Genomic DNA, 20,729 nt, shown 5'->3' on the forward strand with positions numbered 1-20,729 from the left:
TTTAAACAAGAGCATAAAAAATAGCGGGGCCGCTTTTTCAGGTTCTGCCCATATCTGCATTATAGAGACCGTTCTTATATCCGGAATCTGTATGCATGATGAGAAGGACGTCTTTAACGTCCGCTCTTGACATGCCCGAAATCATGTCGTATATATAAAACAAGAGCTGGAAGCTCCAATTTAGTGCTTCCAGTTCAATCATTATTATAGAAGATTATTATTTACAGACTTTTCTTCATAGTCTCAGATCATGCGATATTAAATGCATCAATAGAGTTATAGAAAATCCTTAGTAGTAACCCAAACCCATTTTACTACCAACTTTACTACTAACAGAGAGTAACAACTTGCTCAATTCTGCTCTGATTTACCACAATCCGTAATTTCAGAGCAAACTACACAAATCCCGGAAACCATCGCAAAACAGGGCATTCCAGGACAAAACAAGGAGTAAACAAAACTATGATAAAAGTTCTCTTCATTTGTTTAGGCAACATCTGCCGTTCCCCCATGGCAGAATTCATCCTAAAGGACCTCGTCGCCAGACGAGGGCTCACCGACTGCTTCGAGATAGCCTCGGCTGCCACCAGCACCGAAGAAATCTGGAATGGCATTGGGAATCCGATTTATCCGCCGGCGCAGGCGGAGCTTAAGAAGCATGGAATCGGGAATACGCCGGAGACCGATTTTCGGGACAAGCGGGCGAGACAGTTGACAAAATCCGATTATGAGATTTATGATTACCTCATAGGGATGGACGAAAGCAACATCCGTGGAATAGAGCGGATAACCGGGCATCGTGGCGGTAAAATATCCATGCTGCTTTCCTTTGCCGGAGAGCAGGCAGCAATATCTGACCCATGGTACAGCGGCAGGTTCGATAAAACCTATGCGGATGTAACACGCGGATGCGAAGCATTTTTAGAATATCTCATAGAGCAGGGAGAAGTGTAGATGATAGAAATCTTATTTGGCGAAAGTGAAGGCGTAGCCATGAAGCTTGCGAAGAACTATCAGCAGCCAGATTATGAGGATGGACCAACCGCATGGCTTGGGGAAAAGCCGGACAAAGCCACCTTTGAAGACATGTTTGCAGGAGAAGCAGTTGGCGGAACTTCTGCGGAGGTCATTATACTGCCATTTATGTTGGACATTGGCAGCCTGAGGGAACCGCTGGATGGTACATATCGGAAGAAGATAATCTTAGAGCAGTATGGTGTCTATTGGAATGAGGATGAGAAAGAGGGGCGGGAAGAATTAGAGCAGGCAGTGGAAACCTATGTAAAAGAGCTGCAGCGGATGGAGCAGTTTGCAAAGCAGGGAGAATCTTTCCGTATCTGGTACAGCAACAAGCCTTATTCCCTGTGCGGACTCTGCCATGCAGTCAGTGTGCTGCGGAAATATGAATGTGCGATATCCGTGGTACGTCTGCCGGATTTTGTAAGAGAAGAGGAAAATACGACGGTACGTTATTCTTCCTGGGGAGAAGTAGATGCCGGACAGTTTTATCGATTCCTCCCATTGGAAAAGGAACTTTCAGAGCATGAGCAGAAAGTATTTGCATCCAGATGGGACGAACTTAAAGAAGAGGATGCACCTCTTCGGGTTCTGATAAATGGCTGTCTGGTGGGCGTAAAAGATGATTTTTATGATTTCCTGATTCGAAGAGAACTGCCGGAGGGCGAAATCATACAGGCAAGACTCATAGGAAATCTGTTGTTAAAATATCCCCTTGGAATCAGTGACAGTTGGTATATGAACCGCATCAAACATATGATTGAGACCGGAGAGATAGAAGTAGTAAAAGAGGCGGATGAAATTTTCCGCCGAAGCATCAGAAAGGAGCAGTAAGAAATGAACGATATCATAAAAGCAATGGAGACAAGAAGAAGTATCAGAGGTTATAAGGAAGATATGGTGCCGGAAGAGCTGATTGCAGAAGTAGTGGAAGCCGGAACCTATGCGGCTACCGGAATGGGCAGGCAGTCTCCGATTATACTTGCAGTTACCAATAAGGAAGTAAGGGACAGACTTTCCAAGGTAAATGCTGAGATTATGGGAACAACCGGCGATCCGTTTTATGGAGCACCGGTGGTACTGGTGGTGTTAGCAGATAAGAGCCGTCCTACCTATCTTTATGATGGAAGCCTCGTTATGGGCAATCTGATGCTGGCAGCACATTCCTTAGGCCTTGGAAGCTGCTGGATTCACCGTGCAAAAGAAACTTTTGAGCGGGAAGAGGGAAAAGCAATTTTAAAGGAACTTGGCATTGAAGGAGATTACGAAGGTATTGGAAACTGTGTCATCGGCTATGCAAAAGAACCGGCAAAAGACGCAGCTCCGAGAAAAACAGATTATGTTCATTATATAAAATAAAATTGGACAATATAAAGGACATAGTGAAAAAATAGCATCAGATTTGTAAAAAATACTTGCAAAACAAAAAAAGCAGTGCTATCATAGTCAACAACTAGGAGATATAGTTGCAAAAGCTGGGAAAGAGACTCTTACTTTTAGAGACCGACAGGAATACAGCGTCACCGACTGAGAGCGCTGTTTGGAAGAGAAAGCAAAGGGAACACTCTGGAGCCGATTGGCTGAATTACAGTAGGTCAGTACGTAGTGCACGTTACGCACGAAGAGAGGGAAGATGAAGCATTCATTTTCCAATGCGGGTGGTACCGCGGATAAGAAGATTATTCGCCCCGGAATACGAGTCAGTATTCCGGGGTTATTTTTATACTCCGGGCTGACAATCATATCAGAAAAGGAGTAGATAAGATGAGCAACATTTACAGAGACGTAACCTTAAATCAGGTAAGCGAAAACGACATTGGAAAGACACTTCGGGTAGCAGGCTGGGTAGAGAATATCCGGGACCATGGCGGCGTATCCTTTATTGATTTAAGAGATATGTATGCAGTAATGCAGATTGTAATCCGGGATGGAAAACTGTTAGAGGGAATCCGCAAGGAGCAGGCAGTTTCCATAGAAGGTCTGATTGAAAAAAGAGATGAAGAGACCTACAATCCAAAGATTCCGACCGGAACCATTGAATTAGAGGCAAAGAGCGTAGATATTTTAGGAGAGGTTTATACACAGCTTCCATTTGAAGTAATGACCAGTAAGGAAGTCCGTGAGGATGTCCGGTTGAAATACCGTTATCTGGATTTGAGAAACCAGAAAGTAAAAGACAATATTATTTTCCGTTCCAAGGTAATTTCTTTCTTAAGAGAGAAAATGACAGAGATGGGATTCTTAGAGATTCAGACTCCGATTCTTTGTGCATCTTCTCCGGAGGGCGCAAGAGATTACATCGTGCCATCCAGAAAATACAAAGGAAAATTTTATGCATTGCCACAGGCACCACAGCAGTACAAACAGCTTCTGATGGTATCCGGATTTGATAAATATTTTCAGGTTGCACCATGTTTCCGTGATGAGGATGCAAGAGCAGACCGTTCACCGGGAGAGTTCTATCAGCTTGACTTTGAAATGAGTTTTGCAACCCAGGAAGATGTATTTAAGATTGGTGAAGAAGTACTTTCTGCCACCTTTGAGAAATTCGCACCGGAAGGCAGCAAAGTAACGAAAGCACCGTATCCAATCATCAGTTATAAGCAGGCAATGTTAGAGTTCGGAAGTGACAAACCGGACCTTCGGAACCCACTTCGTATCATCGATGTGACAGAGTTCTTCCAGAGATGTACCTTTAAGCCATTTATCGGAAAGACCGTAAGAGCCATCCGTGTACATGCAGAGATGTCCAAAGGTTTCCATGAGAAACTTTTGAAATTTGCAACCGGAATCGGTATGGGCGGCTTAGGATATCTGGAAGTATTAGAAGATGGAAGCTATAAGGGACCGATTGATAAATTTATCCCGGATGACATGAAAGAAGAATTCAGAAAGCTGGCAGGCCTTGAAGTAGGAGATACCATTTTCTTCATGGCAGATAAAGAAGAGCGTGCCGCATATTATGCAGGCATGATTCGAAATGAATTAGGCGAGAAGTTGGATTTAATTGAGAAAGATGCATACCGTTTCTGTTATGTCAATGATTTCCCAATGTTCGAGCGTGACCCGGAGACCAAGAAAATCGGATTTACCCATAACCCATTCTCCATGCCACAGGGCGGCTTAGAGGCACTCAATACCATGAATCCGCTGGACATCTTAGCATACCAGTACGATATCGTCTGCAACGGTGTGGAGCTTTCCTCCGGTGCAGTCCGTAACCATGATATGCAGATTATGGAGAAAGCTTTTGAAATCGCAGGTTATGATAAAGAAGTGCTGAAAAATAAATTCGGAGCATTATACAATGCATTTCAGTTTGGAGCACCGCCACACGCAGGAATGGCTCCTGGCATTGACCGTATGATTATGTTACTGCGTAACGAGGATAACATCCGTGAAGTCATTGCTTATCCGATGAATGGAAATGCACAGGATTTGATGTGCGGAGCACCAAACGAAGTAACCGAGCAGCAGTTAAGAGAAGTTCATATCAAAGTACGTGATTAAGGAGGAAAAACAATGGCAAATGTGATTTCAGATGAAACCATGGAATACGTTGGAATCCTTGCAAAGCTTGAGCTTTCCGAAGAGGAAAAAGCAGCAGCAAAAAAAGACATGGAAAGCATGTTAGATTATATTGATAAATTAAACGAACTGGATACATCCGGTGTAGAACCGATGTCCCATGTATTTCCGGTGCATAATGTATTCCGGGAAGATGTAGTAACCAATGGTGACGGCGGCGAGGATACCCTTGCCAACGCGCCGGAGCGCAGAGACCGGGCATTTGTTGTACCAAAGACCGTAGATCAGTAAAGGAGGCGGCAGAAGATGAATTTATTATCACTGACAGCAGTAGAGATTGGAAAGAAAATCAAAGCCCATGAAGTATCAGTAGAAGAAGCTACAAGAGCCGCCTTAGATGCCATTGCAGCAAAAGAGGATGCGGTACACAGTTTTGTTACCGTAGATGAAGAAGGTGCAATGAAGCATGCGGCAGAAGTGCAGAAGCTCATTGATGACGGCACATTGACAGGACCGCTGGCAGGAGTTCCGGTTGCAATCAAAGATAATATGTGCACAAAAGGAATGCTGACCACCTGCAGTTCTAAAATTTTATATAACTTTATTCCGACTTATACCGCAGAAGCAGTATTAAATCTGGAAAAAGCCGGGGCAGTAATTCTTGGAAAGACCAACATGGATGAGTTTGCCATGGGAAGTACCACAGAGACCTCTGCTTTTGGAGAGACCAAAAATCCATGGAATACCGAGCATGTACCGGGCGGTTCATCCGGTGGAAGCTGTGCGGCAGTAGCAGCAGAAGAATGCTTTTATGCATTGGGTTCAGACACTGGTGGTTCTATCCGTCAGCCAAGTGCATTCTGTGGTGTGACCGGCATCAAACCAACATATGGAACCGTATCACGTTATGGACTGATTGCATATGGTTCTTCTTTAGACCAGATTGGACCGGTAGCAAAAGATGTAACAGACTGTGCTGCTATTTTAGAAGCAATTACTTTTTATGATGAGAAAGATTCCACTTCTATTAAGCGGGAAGAAACCGATTTTACCAGTGCACTGGTAGATGATGTAAAAGGAATGAAAATCGGTATTCCAAGAGATTATTTTGGAGAAGGCCTGGATGCAGAAGTAAAAGATGCAATTCTTGCAGCAGCTAAGAAGTTAGAAGAAAAAGGTGCTATTGTAGAAGAATTTGATTTAAGTCTGGTAGAGTATGCAATTCCTGCATATTATGTTATTGCAGATGCAGAAGCAAGCTCCAACCTTGCACGTTTTGATGGAGTAAAATATGGCTATCGTACCAAAGAATATGAAGGACTTCATAATATGTATAAGAAATCCCGTTCCGAAGGATTTGGAGCAGAAGTAAAACGTCGTATCATGTTAGGCTCCTTTGTTTTAAGCTCCGGTTATTATGATGCATATTATCTGAAAGCGCTGCGTACGAAAGCGTTGATTAAGCAGGCATTTGATAAAGCATTTGCAAAATATGATGTTATCTTAGGACCAGCAGCACCGACCACCGCTCCGAAGCTAGGAGAGTCCTTAAGCGACCCGCTGAAAATGTATTTAGGCGATATCTATACTGTATCGGTGAACCTGGCAGGACTTCCGGGAATCAGTCTTCCTTGCGGAATTGACAGCAAAGGTCTTCCGATTGGCATGCAGTTGATTGGAGACTGCTTCAAGGAGAAGAATATCATCCGTGCCGCATATGCCTTTGAACAGACAAGACCATATCAGCACAGCCCGTTAGCAGCAGAATAGGAGGAAAGAAGATTATGAGTAAACAGTATGAAACCGTCATCGGACTGGAAGTCCATGTGGAACTGGCAACCAGGACCAAAATCTTCTGTGGCTGTTCTACTGCATTCGGAAGTGCACCAAATACACACACCTGTCCGGTCTGTACCGGTATGCCGGGCTCTCTTCCGGTTTTAAATAAACAGGTGGTAGAATATGCCATGGCAGTAGGTGTTGCCATGAATTGTGAAATCAACCAGTATTGTAAATTTGACCGGAAGAACTATTTCTACCCGGACAATCCTCAGAACTATCAGATTTCCCAGCTTTATCTTCCAATCTGCCATGATGGTGGAATTGAGATTGAAACAGCAGATGGAAAGAAAACCATTGGAATCCATGAGATTCATATGGAAGAGGATGCCGGAAAATTAGTACATGACGATTGGGAAGATGTATCTTTAGTAGACTATAACCGTTCCGGTGTACCTTTGATTGAGATTGTATCAGAGCCGGATATGCGTTCTGCAGAGGAAGTCATTGCTTATCTTGATAAATTGAGAATGATTGTGCAGTATCTTGGTGCATCCGACTGTAAGATGCAGGAAGGCTCCATGCGTGCAGATGTCAACTTATCTGTCCGTGAAGCAGGAGCAAAAGAATTTGGTACCCGTACCGAGATGAAAAATATCGGTTCCTTTAAAGCAATTGCAAGAGCCATTGAAGCAGAGACAGCAAGACAGATTGATTTGATTGAGTCTGGCGAAAAGGTGGTTCAGGAGACCAGACGATGGAATGATGACCAGGGATATTCCTATGCCATGCGTTCCAAAGAGGATGCACAGGATTACCGTTATTTTCCGGAACCGGATTTGGTTCCAATCGTCATCAGTGATGAATGGTTACAACGCATAAAAGACAGCCAGCCGGAATTAAGAGAAGCAAAACGTCAGCGTTATCAGGATGAATTCGGCCTTCCGGAATATGATGCTAATATTTTGACTTCTGCAAAGAAGATGGCAGATGTATTTGAAGCAACCACAGCAATCTGTAATAAGCCAAAGAAAGTATCCAACTGGCTGATGGGCGAAACCATGCGTATCTTAAAGGAGCAGAACAAAGACCCGGAGGATATTGCATTTTCACCGGAGAATCTGGCAAAATTAATCGAACTTACCGATGCCGGAACCATCAATGGCAATGTAGCAAAAGAAGTTTTTGAAGAGATTTTTGCTAAGGATATTAATCCGGATAAATATGTGGAAGAGAATGGACTTAAGACCGTAAATGACGAAGGTGCATTACGGGATACTATTGCAAAAGTCATTGAAGAAAATCCTCAGTCGGTAGAAGATTACCGCAATGGGAAAGAAAAGGCAATCGGTTTCTTGGTAGGTCAGACCATGAAAGCCATGAAGGGCAAAGCAAATCCTGGAATGGTAAATAAGATATTGAAAGAACTGTTATAAAGAAGTGTTATAAATAACAGGGAATGCATGCAAGCTTTTCCTTATATGTATAAAAAATCCTGCAGTATGAAGGTATCAGAAATACCTGTCATGTTGCAGGATTTTTATGTTTTTACTGTAGTCTGTCAATAAAGAGAAGCCAAACTTATGCCTTTTTTCTGGAAACAGAAGTTCTGATAAGATAGCATATGGTTCCAACTACAAATCCAATGCTGATCCACTGGGAGGTGGATAAGGCAAAGAGATGACCGCGGACGGCATCATAGCGGACATATTCTAACAGAAACCGCAGAATACCATAGACAATAAAATATATGGCAATCGTGTGCGGATAAGATTTCTTTAAATCCAGTATTGCAAGTACGACAGCAAGAATCAGAAGACAGATTGCTTCCACCAGCTGAACTGGAAACAGCGTAGTATCAGATGGCGCAATGGAATGCTCCGGGAACTGTACTGCAAAAGGTCCATCATATGGAATTCCATAACAGCAGCCGGCAAGAAAACATCCGATACGTCCGAAACCGTGAATCCATGGAATCAGATAAATCAGGTGAATGATAAAAGGCTTCCAGTCAATATGATGTATTTTTCCGGCCAGCAGAAAAAGAAGCAGTCCTCCAATCAGTCCGCCATAAAATACAAAGCCACTCTGCATAATGTAATTAAAATACTGGGGTTCTAACATACGGGACCAGTCAATGTCCCGGTAAGAAATGAATAGATACAAAAGCTTGGCGCCTAAGAAGGCGCCAAGTAATGTGTAAGCTTCTAATATAAGCATATCATCGAAGTTAAGCTTATATTTTCTGAGCGGATACAGGGCAAAAAGATTTGCCGTAATCACTCCAAGTGTGATCATAAATCCATAAGATGGGATATGAAATCCCAGAATATTCAGATAAAGTGCCATCTTTTTCCATGTATCCTTTCAAAAAACAAATATTAGAATGCGCTTGCAACAGATGCAACACATGCAACACATGCGATGTAAAGCAGTAAGCCTAATACTAATCCGATGATAGAGCATACAAGACCACCTGTAGCACATTTAGCCTGATTCTTATGTCCAACAGCGCCTAAGATAGTACCGATAAGACCTAAGATTGCTCCGATCCAGCCATAAACACCTACTGTAACTACGTCAACAACGATGGAAATAATTCCTAAAACTAATGCTGCGACACCCATTTTCATGTCCTCCTTGGTTTATAAAAATCTAATAAATTACATTGAAAGTTTAGCATTTAATAGGGAGACTGTCAAATATTGGTTGCAAATTTTGAAAAATAGTAAAAAATATCAGGTTCTGTCATATATGAAGATTTTATAAAATTATGGCTGCGAAGGTTGAGATTAAAACCGGCTTGAATTATAATAAAAGCAATGTTTTAGAATCTTAAAACAGATTTGAGAGAATAGGAGAATCAGATATGACAGAGAATGAAGACAAGAGAGAACTTGAAAATATAGATACTGTAGAAGAGACAAAGAAAGAGACCACAGATGAGAAGAAGGATGAATACGAAGAAATCTGTTACATCTGCCGCAGACCGGAAAGTGTTGCCGGTAAGATGATAAAGATTCCGAATAATATCTGCATTTGTAAAGACTGTATGCAGAGAACCTTCGACAGCATGAATAACTCTGGATTTCCAATGGGTGATTTTATACCAAATGGTCAGATGCCCAATATCAGCATGATTAATCTTTCAGATTTGCAGGGCTTTATGCCGCAGAGCCAGAAGATTAAGAAAAAGAAAACCAAAGAGGAGAAAGCAGAAGCTCCGAAATTAGATATAAAGAAGATTCCGGCACCACATAAGATTAAAGCAAGCCTGGATGAATATGTGGTTGGACAGGAATATGCCAAGAAGGTAATGTCTGTGGCAGTTTACAATCACTATAAACGTGTGGCAACCGATACGATGGATGATATTGAAATCGAGAAATCCAATATGTTAATGATTGGACCGACCGGAAGTGGTAAGACTTATCTGGTGAAGACACTGGCAAGACTTCTGGATGTGCCGCTGGCAATTACAGATGCGACTTCCTTAACTGAGGCAGGTTATATCGGAGACGATATCGAAAGCGTTGTCAGTAAATTGCTTGCAGCTGCAGATAATGATGTAGAGCGGGCAGAGCATGGCATTATTTTCATTGATGAGATTGATAAAATTGCCAAGAAGAAGAACACCAACCAGCGTGATGTCAGCGGAGAATCCGTGCAGCAGGGAATGTTAAAACTTCTTGAAGGAGCAGAAGTGGAAGTGCCGGTGGGAGCCAGCAGCAAGAATGCCATGGTTCCGATGGTTACCGTTAACACTAAGAATATTCTTTTTATCTGTGGCGGAGCTTTCCCGGATATTGAAGAGATTATCAAAGAACGTCTCAATAAGCAGGCATCCATTGGATTCCAGGCAGATTTAAAGGATAAATATGATAATGATGAGAATCTGTTACAGAAAGTAACGGTAGAAGATGTAAAGAAGTTTGGAATGATACCGGAATTTATCGGAAGACTTCCGATTCTCTTTACCCTGGAATCACTTACTGTTGATATGCTGGTCCGTATTCTAAAGGAGCCGAAAAATGCTATTATCAGGCAGTATCAGAAGCTTCTGGCATTAGACGAAGTCAATCTGGTATTTGAAGAGGATGCACTGCGGGCAATTGCAGAGAAAGCAAAGGAGAAGAAGGTCGGAGCAAGAGCACTCCGTTCTATTATCGAAGAATTTATGTTAGATATCATGTATGAGATTCCAAAGGACGAAAACATCGGCCAGGTAACGATTACAAGAGATTATATTGAGAAAAAGGGCGGTCCGCTTATCACTATGCGTGGAGTGGCAGCATTACCGGTAAACGAATAAAATAAAAGAAAATAAGTGCCGGAGCTTATATGGAAGATTGTAAAGACGCACCATACTCGGAAGAATATTACGACCTTCTGGTTTCCTATCTGAGCCTTGAAAATGAATATCTTCCGGGAGGCTGTATCCAGAATATTGATAAAGATTTTAATGTAGTCTATTTGCAGAGTGCAGGCTTGCCGAAGCTGGATATTGACCAGTATACCTATTCGGCAATTCCAAAATGTTTTACCACATTAGACGAAGAGGCATTGCAGGCAGGCGGAATCATAAGGGTACAGAGTCAGCCAAATCTTGCTTTGAGAGGGCAGGGTGTTCTGATTGGATTTGTGGATACCGGAATTGATTATCAGAATGAAGTATTCCGTAATTCCGATGGCAGTAGCCGTATATTAAGAATCTGGGATCAGAGCATTCGAAGTGAAGATACACCAGAGGGATTCCTCTATGGAACGGAATATACAAAAGAACAGATCGATATGGCATTGTTAACAGATGCACCTCTTCGGGTAGTACCTCACCGGGATGAAGAAGGACATGGTACCTTTATGGCAGGTCTTGCGGCAGGAAGTGAAAAACTTTCGGAGAAATTTGCCGGAGTAGCACCCTATGCACAGATTGCCATGGTAAAGCTGAAGCCGGCAAAGAAATATTTAAGGCGTTTTTATTATATTCCGGAAGGTGCAAAGGCTTATCAGGAAAATGATATTATGGCGGGGGTGGCATATTTGACCAGACTGGCGGAACGATATCGCCGCCCTCTGGTGATTTATCTTGGGCTTGGAAGCAATTCCGGGGATCACAGTGGAAACAGTGTGATTTCGTATTATCTTAATTATGTTTCCTTCAAGCGGAATACGGCAGTTGTGGTAGCAGCAGGGAATGAAGCTACTGCCAGACATCATTATTACGGAGAAGTTGCATTCGGGCAGCAGAGTGATGTGGTAGAAGTAGATGTGGAAGATGCAGTGGCGGGTTTCCATATTGAAATGTGGGCAAAGGCTCCGGAGCTTTATTCGGTGCGGATTATATCGCCAACGGGAGAGCGGACGGCAGGTGTCCGGGTGCAGCAGGATGGCAGAGAGGTATACCGTTTTGTATTTGAAAATACACAGGTTATCATTGATTACCACATTGTTGGCACTGCCACAGGAGATCAGCTTATTTATATCCGGTTTGACCGGCCCACCAGAGGCATCTGGACGATTGAGGTAAATGGCGATTACAGTATAGAAGGAAGATATCACATGTGGCTTCCGATTACCGGACTGATTGCCGGTGATATTTCTTTTATTCGTTCTAATCCGGATACGACAATTACCATGCCGGGAAATGCAGCTGCACCGATGACAGTAGGTGGATACAATGCAGGAAATGACAGTATTTATCTGAATTCCAGCAGAGGATACACTGCATCGGGACTGGTAAAGCCGGATTTTGCAGCACCGGGTGTCAATGTGATTGGACCGGCACCGGGCAACCGGTTTGAGGCAAGAAGTGGTACCAGCATTGCAGCGGCAATTACTGCAGGAGCTGCAGCACTGTATCTGGAATGGGCAGTAGAGCGTGGTTATAATACTGATATTACAAATGCAGAAATTAAAAATGATTTTATCCGCGGTGCGGTGCGGTTAGAAAGCAGAGTTTATCCGAACCGGGAATGGGGATATGGAACCTTAAATCTCTATCAGACCTTCGAACAGTTGCGCCGGACATAGGAGGTTCTTGTTTGCATAGAATAACTGCTTCTGTGGGATTCTATATAGAAAACACGAAGCAGGAGGGTAAAGATGAAGCAGGAACATGCAATTGATTTACGAAAGGCAGCCATTATCGGATGTGGGTTTGTCGGCTCTGCCACTGCATTTACACTGATGCAGAGCAAGCTCTTTTCCGAACTGGTTCTAATTGATGTGGATAAAGCAAGAGCGGAAGGAGAGGCCATGGATATCAGCCATGGAATGCCATTTGCCGCACCGATGAAAATATATGCCGGCAGTTATGATGACATTGTGGATGCCGACATTATTATCATTACGGCAGGAGCAAACCAGAAACCGGGAGAAACAAGGCTTGAGCTGGTAAAGAAAAATGTAGCCATTTACAAAAATATTATCCCGGAAATTGCCAGCAGAAGGTGTCGTGGCATATTACTCATCGTATCAAATCCGGTGGATATACTGACACTGGCAGCATTGAAATTATCCGGTTTTCCGGAAAACCGGGTAATCGGTTCCGGAACAGTATTAGATACTGCCCGGTTAAAAAATATGCTGGGAAAACAGCTTGGCATCGACAATCGTGGTGTGCATGCATTTATTGTAGGAGAGCATGGAGACAGTGAGGTGGCGGTATTCAGTTCTGCCAATGTATCCGGCATTCCGTTGGAACAGATTTATAAGCTGCGTGGCTATGAGGAATATGAAAGTCATACGAAGCGTATATATGAAGAAGTAAAGAACAGTGCTTATGAAATTATAGAGTGTAAGCAGGCAACCTATTATGGAATTGCAATGGCGATTAAGCGGATTTGTGAATGTATTGTCAGGGATGAACATTCGGTGCTTCCGGTGTCCAGTCTGATGCATGGGCAATATGGCATTTCTGATATCGTGCTGAGCATGCCGGCAGTGGTGGATGCCGGTGGCGTGGAGCAGATTCTTCCTGTGTCATTAGACGAAGAAGAGCGGGCAAGGCTTCATGCGTCAGCAAAAGCACTGCGGGATGTGATTGCTGACATAGAATTATAGAGCAGGCGGAGCAGAAAGAGAGAAAGAAAAGGACAGAAGGAATCAGGTAGAACAAAAGAAGGAGGAGTTTCCATGAAATATTTATTACTGGTGGCATCTATTTTCGGGCTGGATGAAGGAATCAAGCAGCGGGTTGATAAGAAGGAGCCGTTGGGAAAAGAAAAAAGAGTTCCAAAGCTTCCGGTTGTAATTGAAAAATATTATAACAATGGAGCTGCATTGAACTTTCTGGCGAAGAAACCGAAAATTATGCTGGGGTTACACAGTGCATGCATGGCAGGACTGATGACCATATATGGGTTTGTATTAAGAAGAGGAAATACAGGACTGAAAACCGGTATGAGTATGATGGTTGGCGGCGGATTAAGCAATCTCTGGGACAGAATTCATAAGAAGCATGTGGTGGATTATATCCGCTTTGATACACCGTGGAAACGCTTTTCAAGAATTGTATTTAATATTTCCGATTTCTTTATTTTTATCGGAGCAGCAGTTTCTATGTTGTTTGCATACAGGTAAGAAAACGGGATTGCAGCCAACGGTAATAATACCGAAGGAAGCAATCCCATTTTTCTTAATCAAATTCGTTCGTTATATCTTAATCAACATAAAAAATCATTATTAAAAATCAAATTCTATATCTGAGAAAGGTACATTGAAAAACCTTGATTATTGCAACTATTTAATTACTGTTACGTTAGTTGCCTGAGGACCTTTAGCGCCTTCTGTTACGTCAAATTCTACTGCTGCGCCTTCTTCTAAGGATTTGTAACCATCCATGTTAAGTCCTGAGTAGTGTACGAATACATCATTACCTTCTGCATCAGAGATGAATCCGTAACCTTTCTGGTTATTAAACCATTTAACTGTACCGTTCATTATAGTACCTCCACAAAAATTATCTAGCCATACGGCTACGCTTAGAATAGCATAATTTATTTTAAAAGTAAAGAAAATTAGTTGATATCAGTATAGGGGATATCGTGCCCGGCAAAAAATTTTCGTATCAGCAGATCCCATTCCTGGTCGAAGGTGTGGTCTAAGGTAAAATTGCGATAAGATACACCATTGGTACAGGAAAGAATACCATCCTGAAATTTGATGTTTAAGAAAACTCCATTCAAATCCTGGGTAGTCAGACCACTTTTACTTACTTCCAGAGTATTTTTAAGATTCTTTGGAGAAAGCTGAAAGATAAAGCGGAAATAGGAGGGGGTATGTTTTCCCTTGATCAGGGCGAAGCAGTTTTCACGCAGCATGCCAAAAGGCAGGCAGCTTAAACCGGTTAGTTCCAGTTCATCCAGTTCTTCCGGACTGTAGAAATCCGGTACAAGATGTCCGTCGATTTCATAGGAACCTTTTCCACGGATGGTAGCTTCTGATAATAAGAAGTGGTCAAATAAATCCGTGCGAAGTAATTTATTCATAAAATCCTTTACCTGTAAAAGTTGTATTGCAATCATAGTATCCTCCTCATTTTTAAAGTGTAACACAAACCGGATAGAAAAAACAGAGAAAGTATTGTAGAATGTCTATGAAAAGAAGCAGATCGAAAGGAAATGATATGAGAAAACAAAGATTATTAACCGGTATTGCAGGAATACTTATGGCATTTCTGTTTACCGGCTGTAATACATCATCCGTTGAAGAATGGGTAGATGAAGTAGTAGAAGATATCAATGGACAGATACCGGATAATACCTTGCTTCCGGTAGAGTCTGTTTCAGAGGAAAAATATGTATATGGCCAGCTTACGGAAGAAGAACAGCTTGTTTATGATGAGATGCTGGATGCTATTTTAAATCATCGGGAAGAGGTGACAGTTGCTACATTAGATAAAGACGTACTGGCAAAAATGTATGAAGCAATTATGGCAGACTATGGTGGACTCTTCTGGGTGGATGGCTATTCCTATACGGAATATTCCCGTGCGGGTGTATTGACCGGGCTTAAGTTTGCACCGAAGTATACAATGGATGAAGCTGCAAGACAGGAGACACAGGCGGCAATTGATGAAAAGGTCGATGTACTGCTTGGCGGCATTTCATCCGAGGACAGTGATTACCAGAAAGCGCGGTTTATATTTGATACGCTGGTGCGTACGGTAAATTATGACCTTAATGCAGAGAATAATCAGAATATCATCAGTGTATTTCTAGAGGGAAGAACGGTGTGCCAGGGCTATGCCTGTGCCACAAAATATCTGATGGATTTATTAGATATTCCATGTACGATAGTGACAGGAATTGCCAATGGAGAACCACATGCATGGAATCTCATCGAACTGGATGGAGCCTATTATTATATGGATACTACCTGGGGTAATCCAACCTCCAACAGTCCGGATGACTTCGGAGATGTAGCTGAAGTGGTAGATTATTGCTTTTTTACTGCAACTACAGAAGAGTTATTTCAGACCCACAGTCCCAATGTGAATTTTTCATTGCCGGAATGCAATTGCCTGGATGACAGTTATTTTGTGCAGGAAAATTGTTATTTTAAGGACTGGTATCCGGAAGACATCGGAGCATTATTTACAGAGCTTGACAGCCACCCTGTACAGATGAAGTTTGAGGATGAGGCAGTTTATGGGCAGGCACAGCAGTTTTTCATTGAAGAAGGGCATATCGGGGATTATTATACCGGGGATAGTTCCTTATTTTATATGAAAAATGAGACAATGCGGGTACTTACTTTCCTGAAAAAATAAAATATTTGTGAAATATTATAAAAATTTAAATACCCTCTTTTCAAAACGTAATATTTATGATAATATGACGTAGTAATGAAAACTACTTGTTATTACAAAGAAAAACATAACATATAATTTTAAACATTGCGTACATACTATAAGAGAGATGACTACGCAATCAGGAGGATAGAAAATGAGCTACAAAATCATAGTAGACAGCTGTGGAGAGTTATTTGATGATATGAAAGCAGATGGAAGATTCCAGTCTGTTCCGTTAGAGCTTGAGGTAGATGGATACCATGTGGTGGATGATGAATCCTTTGATCAACTGGAGTTTATTCGCAGGGTAAAGGAAAGCAGGCATAGCCCGAAGTCATCCTGCCCATCTCCACAGAGATATGTGGAAGCATATTTAGGAGAAGCAGAGCATGTATATGTAGTAACACTTTCCGGTAAATTAAGCGGTTCTTATAACAGTGCAGAGCTGGCAAAGAAGCTTTATTTAGAAGAACATATGGCAAAACAGATTCATGTATTTGATTCCTGTTCCGCATCCATTGGAGAGACTCTGATTGCAGAAAAGATACAGGAATCAGAGGAAGCCGGAAAGAGCTTTGAAGAAGTGGTTGCTGAGACAGAAAAATATATTAAAGACCAGCAGACCTTCTTTGTATTAGAGACTTTAGAGACTCTGCGTAAAAACGGCAGACTCAGTAACCTGAAAGCCTGGGTTGCCGGGGCATTAAATATCAAGCCGGTAATGGGGGCCACGCCCGAGGGTACAATCTGTCAGCTGGGACAGGCAAGAGGAATGGCAAAGGCATTGGACTATATGGTTAATGAAATTGTAAAGAGAACGAAAGAGTGTGAAAAGAAGATTTTATCCATCGCACATTGCAATTGTCCGGAACGTGCAAAACAGGTAAAAGAAAAATTGGAAAAGCTGGCAAAATTTAAAGATATCAGAATTGTAGATACTGCAGGAGTCAGCACCATGTATGCCAATAATGGCGGTGTTATTGTAGCAGTTTAAAAAATAGCAGATAAAAAGAAAACAGATAAAAGAAAACAGAATCGGTGCAAACCGGTTCTGTTTTCTTTTGCTGTCGGTAACAAAATGGAGCATCCGCATATAGTAATAACAGACGATTGCAAGGCAAGGAGGGATGAAATGCAAATCGCAATCATTGGAGCAGATGAAAGAACACCGGCATTGAAACGTTGTCTGACGGAATCAGGAATTGGAATCATAGAAATAACGGAGCAGAATATTCGGCGACTGATGCAGAGTCAGATTATTGTATTACCGTTGCGGGCACTGGAGGAGGATGGCAGAATCAGAGGAAGCAGGGTAAAAATAGGAATGGTATTATCCTATGCAGCGGAGAGAAGTGTTATTTATGGAGGTTGTTTCCCGGAGGTTCTGACACGAAGACCATCAGGGCGGCGGATACGGCTGGTTGATTATATGGAAGATGAAGTCTTTAGAAATGAGAATGCCGGACTGACAGCAGAAGGCTGCCTTGTAGAAGCAATGACAAAGAGCAGGTGCTGCGTGAAAGGAAGAAACTGTCTGGTGGCAGGTTTTGGTTATTGTGGAAGAGCCATGGCAAAGCTGCTTTTATCTTTGGAAGCGGAAGTAACTGTTTATGATATAAAGGAAGATTGCCAGCGGGTGGCAATGGAAATGGGGTGTAGCTTGTGGCAGGAGAATGCAGAGGAGCAGAACTTTGAGTGGATTTTTCATATGGCAGATAAACCATGCCCAATAGACACAGTCTTAAAATGGTGCGATGAGAAAACATATCTATGGAATATTACAACTGGTGGCGGACTTCCGGCAGAGGAGTTAGAAGAAAAAGGTATTCATGTGGAACATCTTACTGCCGTTCCTGGAAGAATACTGACAGAAAGTGCAGGAATCATTCTTGCACGGATGATAGAAAGAGGAGCAGCAGTTTATGGAAGAGTATAAGCTTACATTAGGACTTGGAATTACCGGCTCTTTCTGTACTTTTGGGAAGATACTCCGGACGACAGAAGCACTGGTGCAAAAAGGAATAAAAGTTATTCCGGTATACTCCAGACATGCAGGAACTTTGGATACCAGATTTATGACAGCGGAAGTATTTCAAAACAGAATGCAGGAGATTACAGGAGAAAGGGGAATTCAAAGTATCGTGCAGGCAGAAACCATCGGTCCGTCAGGACTTTTTGATGTGATGGCAATTGCACCATGTACCGGAAATACCATGGCAAAGCTGCAGCAGGGCATTGTAGATACCACAGTGCTTATGGCAGCCAAAGCGCATCTTAGAAATGAAAAGCCGTTGGTGCTGGCAATTTCTACCAATGATGCTTTGTCCATGAATCTTAGAAATATCGGACTGCTGATGAATATGAAGCATATCTATTTTGTACCTTTCCGGCAGGATGATTATCAGAAGAAGCCCCATTCACTGGTGGCAGATTTTGGACAGTTAGAGGATACCATAGCTGCAGCCATGAAAGGAAGACAGCTGCAGCCGGTGGTACTGTCTCCAATGCCGGTAGATTATAAATGAATGTCAGTCTTATATTCACTGAGCCAGTAATGAATCTGCAGGAGATAAGCAATCATCTGAGGACCTGCCATAAGCTGGCCATACCATGGTTTGCCATAGTCTCCTTCCTGATTTAAGAATTGCATAGTCTTTTCTTTATCAATCAGTGCAAGAAGGGGACTTTCCCCGGTGGTCAGCAGTGCACTCAGACGCTGCCGCAGGAGCTGTTCATAGTAAGGATGGTAAGTCTTAGGATAAGGACTTTTCTTGCGGAAAGTAATGGTGTCCGGAAGATAGTCTTTCGCACACTGCCGCAAAAGGTTTTTCACAAGACCATCCTTGGCTTTCATTTCCCATGGCACATTAAAGACATAGGAAACCAGGTTTTTATCTGCAAAAGGAACGCGGGCTTCCAGACCGGAGAACATACTGGTGCGGTCCATGCGGTTTAGCAGAGTCTGCATAAAGTAGCGGATGTTAAGATAGGAAATACGCCGGCGGCTGCATTCCGTATCATTGTCAGATGGCAGAATATCGACCTCTGCAATGGCATTTTCATAAGAACTTTGCACATAGGAATCTAAGGACAGTGCATCTGCAATTTCGTCTTTTAAGAAGGACTTGCGGAAAGACAAATCCGGTGTCCATGGGAACGTGTTGCAGGAAAGAAAATTCTTCCGGTGAAACCACGGATAGCCGCCGAAAACTTCATCGGCACATTCTCCGGTCAGGACTACCTTATGCTGCTTACTGACTTCCCGGCAGAAGAAGAGCAGGGATGAGTCAACGTCAGCCATACATGGAAGGTCATGGGCTTTCATGGAAGCAAAGAGTAAGTCAGCCTGGGAGCGGTTGTCACAGGTCAGATATTGATGCTCACTCTTAAGATAGTTTTTCATAATATCCACAAAGGGACGGTCTTCGGAGGGCTGAAAATCATTTGCCTTAAAGTAACGGGAATTATCTGTAAAGTCAAAGGAATAGGTAGAAAGAGTCTGCCCTTCTTTTCTTAATTCTTCCGCACAGACCGAGGAGACGAGACTGGAATCCAACCCGCCGGAAAGAAAGGTGCAGATAGGAACATCGGAAACCATCTGCCGGCGGATGGACTGTAACAGCAGCTCTTTTGTGTGGACAACGGTTTCTTCATAGCTGTCTGTATGTGGATGGCTTTCTAATCGGAAGTAACAGTAATCTTTCAGTCCGGAAGCACTGAAAGTGAGGTAATGTCCCGGCAGACATTCTGCCATATGCTCATAAACTGCGTTGCCGGGGTTCCTGGCAGGACCAAGACCAAAGATTTCGGAGAGTCCTGTTTTATTTACCGAAGGGATGCAGCCGGGATAACAGAAAATTCCCTTCGGCTCGGAAGAAAAGATAAGTGTGTCATGAAAAAGCCGGTAAAAGAGCGGCTTTACACCAAAGGCATCCCGGAAGAGATAGAGAAGCTGATGAGCCTCATCATAAATGGCAAAAGCGAAAATACCATTCATTTTCCGGACAAAGGACGGTCCTTCAAAAAGAAATCCATTTAAAATGACTTCTGTATCGGAATGAGTACGAAAGGTCATGCCATGGGAAACCAGTTCCTCACGGAGTTCTTTCGTATTATAAAGTTCTCCATTATAGACGATGGTGAAGTCTGCGTCACAATAATGTCTGGTCATAGGCTGAAGTCCACCATGAGGATCAATAATGGCAAGCCGGGTGTGGGAAAACCCTGTATGAGAGGTTAAATAAATACCATGGGAGTCCGGCCCGCGGTGATAAAGTGCGTCACTCATATCAGATAGAATGTTACGATAATAAGGCTCCCTTTCTAAAAAATCAGTATGTAAATTACAAAAACCGGAAATACCGCACATAGCAATTCTCAATTCATTTTTTGTAGTAATCTATGCATTTTCCTAAATAAAAAGTACAAAAAAGAAGAGAGATTTATGAAAGAGAGGAAGCATTTTCTAGGTGCAAAGCACAGGTAAGGAGTTGCCGGCAGTAAGTTGTGCGGGTTATAATAAAAAAGATGAAACTATTTTTACGGCTGGAACGTCTAATTAACAGAAAGCAAAGGTTGAAAGGCTTTCTGTGCATATGCAGGTTTTCGGAAA

The 20,729-nt window shown here is 42.6% G+C and carries 20 protein-coding genes; 15 read left to right on the plus strand and 5 right to left on the minus strand.

The annotated features are described in order from the left end of the window. The first annotated feature begins 462 nt into the window (after positions 1-462). From DV740_RS00295 to gatB, 7 genes are all read left to right on the plus strand, one after another. Positions 463-954 carry a low molecular weight protein-tyrosine-phosphatase gene (locus tag DV740_RS00295; protein WP_118087231.1) on the plus strand — a complete coding sequence of 164 codons (492 nt, stop codon included), beginning with the start codon at positions 463-465 and terminating at the stop codon, positions 952-954. Then, the gene (locus DV740_RS00300) at positions 955-1,851 is read left to right on the plus strand and encodes a DUF3658 domain-containing protein (RefSeq protein ID WP_118087232.1); all 897 of its coding nucleotides are present in this window, start codon (positions 955-957) and stop codon (positions 1,849-1,851) included. Between the two features lie 3 nt (positions 1,852-1,854). Next, positions 1,855-2,376 carry a nitroreductase gene (locus DV740_RS00305; RefSeq protein WP_022242657.1) on the plus strand — a complete coding sequence of 174 codons (522 nt, stop codon included), beginning with the start codon at positions 1,855-1,857 and terminating at the stop codon, positions 2,374-2,376. 405 nt (positions 2,377-2,781) lie between these two features. Then, complete coding sequence (gene aspS / locus DV740_RS00310) at positions 2,782-4,527, plus strand: aspartate--tRNA ligase (protein WP_118087233.1); 1,746 nt, start codon at positions 2,782-2,784, stop codon at positions 4,525-4,527. A 12-nt stretch (positions 4,528-4,539) separates the two neighbouring features. Then, positions 4,540-4,836, plus strand: a complete 297-nt coding sequence (gene gatC / locus DV740_RS00315) for an Asp-tRNA(Asn)/Glu-tRNA(Gln) amidotransferase subunit GatC (protein ID WP_022242659.1) — start codon at positions 4,540-4,542, stop codon at positions 4,834-4,836. A 15-nt stretch (positions 4,837-4,851) separates the two neighbouring features. After that, complete coding sequence (gene gatA / locus DV740_RS00320) at positions 4,852-6,315, plus strand: Asp-tRNA(Asn)/Glu-tRNA(Gln) amidotransferase subunit GatA (RefSeq protein WP_118087234.1); 1,464 nt, start codon at positions 4,852-4,854, stop codon at positions 6,313-6,315. A 14-nt stretch (positions 6,316-6,329) separates the two neighbouring features. Continuing rightward, a complete protein-coding gene (gene gatB / locus DV740_RS00325) occupies positions 6,330-7,760 on the plus strand; it encodes an Asp-tRNA(Asn)/Glu-tRNA(Gln) amidotransferase subunit GatB (RefSeq protein ID WP_117699108.1) in 1,431 nt (476 codons plus the stop codon). Between the two features lie 145 nt (positions 7,761-7,905). On the opposite strand, the gene DV740_RS00330 is transcribed toward gatB, so the two are convergent. Next, a complete protein-coding gene (locus DV740_RS00330; protein WP_117699109.1) occupies positions 7,906-8,673 on the minus strand; it encodes a prolipoprotein diacylglyceryl transferase in 768 nt (255 codons plus the stop codon). Between the two features lie 32 nt (positions 8,674-8,705). Next, positions 8,706-8,951, minus strand: coding sequence for a hypothetical protein (locus DV740_RS00335; protein ID WP_117699110.1), 246 nt, complete (start codon positions 8,949-8,951; stop codon positions 8,706-8,708). 242 nt (positions 8,952-9,193) lie between these two features. Here DV740_RS00335 and clpX point away from each other — a divergent pair, with 242 nt between their 5' ends. From clpX to DV740_RS00355, 4 genes are all read left to right on the plus strand, one after another. Next, positions 9,194-10,636, plus strand: coding sequence for an ATP-dependent Clp protease ATP-binding subunit ClpX (gene clpX / locus DV740_RS00340; RefSeq protein ID WP_117698946.1), 1,443 nt, complete (start codon positions 9,194-9,196; stop codon positions 10,634-10,636). Positions 10,637-10,665: 29 nt separating this feature from the next. Continuing rightward, entirely contained in the window at positions 10,666-12,354 is a 1,689-nt protein-coding gene (locus DV740_RS00345) for a S8 family peptidase (RefSeq protein ID WP_117698945.1), read from the plus strand. A 72-nt stretch (positions 12,355-12,426) separates the two neighbouring features. Next, positions 12,427-13,386, plus strand: a complete 960-nt coding sequence (locus tag DV740_RS00350; RefSeq protein ID WP_118087235.1) for an L-lactate dehydrogenase — start codon at positions 12,427-12,429, stop codon at positions 13,384-13,386. Between the two features lie 72 nt (positions 13,387-13,458). Then, on the plus strand, positions 13,459-13,905 hold the full coding sequence (locus DV740_RS00355; protein WP_117698943.1) for a signal peptidase II: 447 nt from the start codon (positions 13,459-13,461) through the stop codon (positions 13,903-13,905). A 159-nt stretch (positions 13,906-14,064) separates the two neighbouring features. Here the strand turns inward: DV740_RS00355 and DV740_RS00360 are convergent, their stop codons facing one another. Beyond that, the gene (locus DV740_RS00360) at positions 14,065-14,265 is read right to left on the minus strand and encodes a cold-shock protein (protein WP_022242668.1); all 201 of its coding nucleotides are present in this window, start codon (positions 14,263-14,265) and stop codon (positions 14,065-14,067) included. A gap of 77 nt (positions 14,266-14,342) precedes the next feature. Then, entirely contained in the window at positions 14,343-14,849 is a 507-nt protein-coding gene (locus DV740_RS00365) for a DUF5721 family protein (RefSeq protein ID WP_118087236.1), read from the minus strand. Positions 14,850-14,950: 101 nt separating this feature from the next. Here DV740_RS00365 and DV740_RS00370 point away from each other — a divergent pair, with 101 nt between their 5' ends. From DV740_RS00370 to DV740_RS00385, 4 genes are all read left to right on the plus strand, one after another. Continuing rightward, positions 14,951-16,096 (plus strand): transglutaminase domain-containing protein, encoded by a 1,146-nt coding sequence (locus DV740_RS00370; protein ID WP_158561483.1) that lies wholly within the window; start codon positions 14,951-14,953, stop codon positions 16,094-16,096. Between the two features lie 175 nt (positions 16,097-16,271). Next, positions 16,272-17,111: a DegV family protein gene (locus tag DV740_RS00375; protein ID WP_118056932.1), complete on the plus strand. Its 840-nt coding sequence runs from the start codon at positions 16,272-16,274 to the stop codon at positions 17,109-17,111. A 138-nt stretch (positions 17,112-17,249) separates the two neighbouring features. Beyond that, positions 17,250-18,053 carry a hypothetical protein gene (locus DV740_RS00380; protein ID WP_158561484.1) on the plus strand — a complete coding sequence of 268 codons (804 nt, stop codon included), beginning with the start codon at positions 17,250-17,252 and terminating at the stop codon, positions 18,051-18,053. After that, positions 18,040-18,642 carry a dipicolinate synthase subunit B gene (locus DV740_RS00385; RefSeq protein ID WP_117840754.1) on the plus strand — a complete coding sequence of 201 codons (603 nt, stop codon included), beginning with the start codon at positions 18,040-18,042 and terminating at the stop codon, positions 18,640-18,642. Before DV740_RS00380 ends, DV740_RS00385 begins: the two co-directional genes overlap by 14 nt. On the opposite strand, the gene asnB is transcribed toward DV740_RS00385, so the two are convergent. Continuing rightward, positions 18,633-20,486 carry an asparagine synthase (glutamine-hydrolyzing) gene (asnB, locus tag DV740_RS00390; protein ID WP_118087239.1) on the minus strand — a complete coding sequence of 618 codons (1,854 nt, stop codon included), beginning with the start codon at positions 20,484-20,486 and terminating at the stop codon, positions 18,633-18,635. The genes DV740_RS00385 and asnB overlap by 10 nt on opposite strands. Positions 20,487-20,729 lie beyond the last annotated feature (243 nt).

The sequence above is a fragment of the Roseburia sp. AF02-12 genome, from assembly GCF_003461765.1.
Lineage (GTDB): Bacteria > Bacillota > Clostridia > Lachnospirales > Lachnospiraceae > Roseburia_C > Roseburia_C amylophila.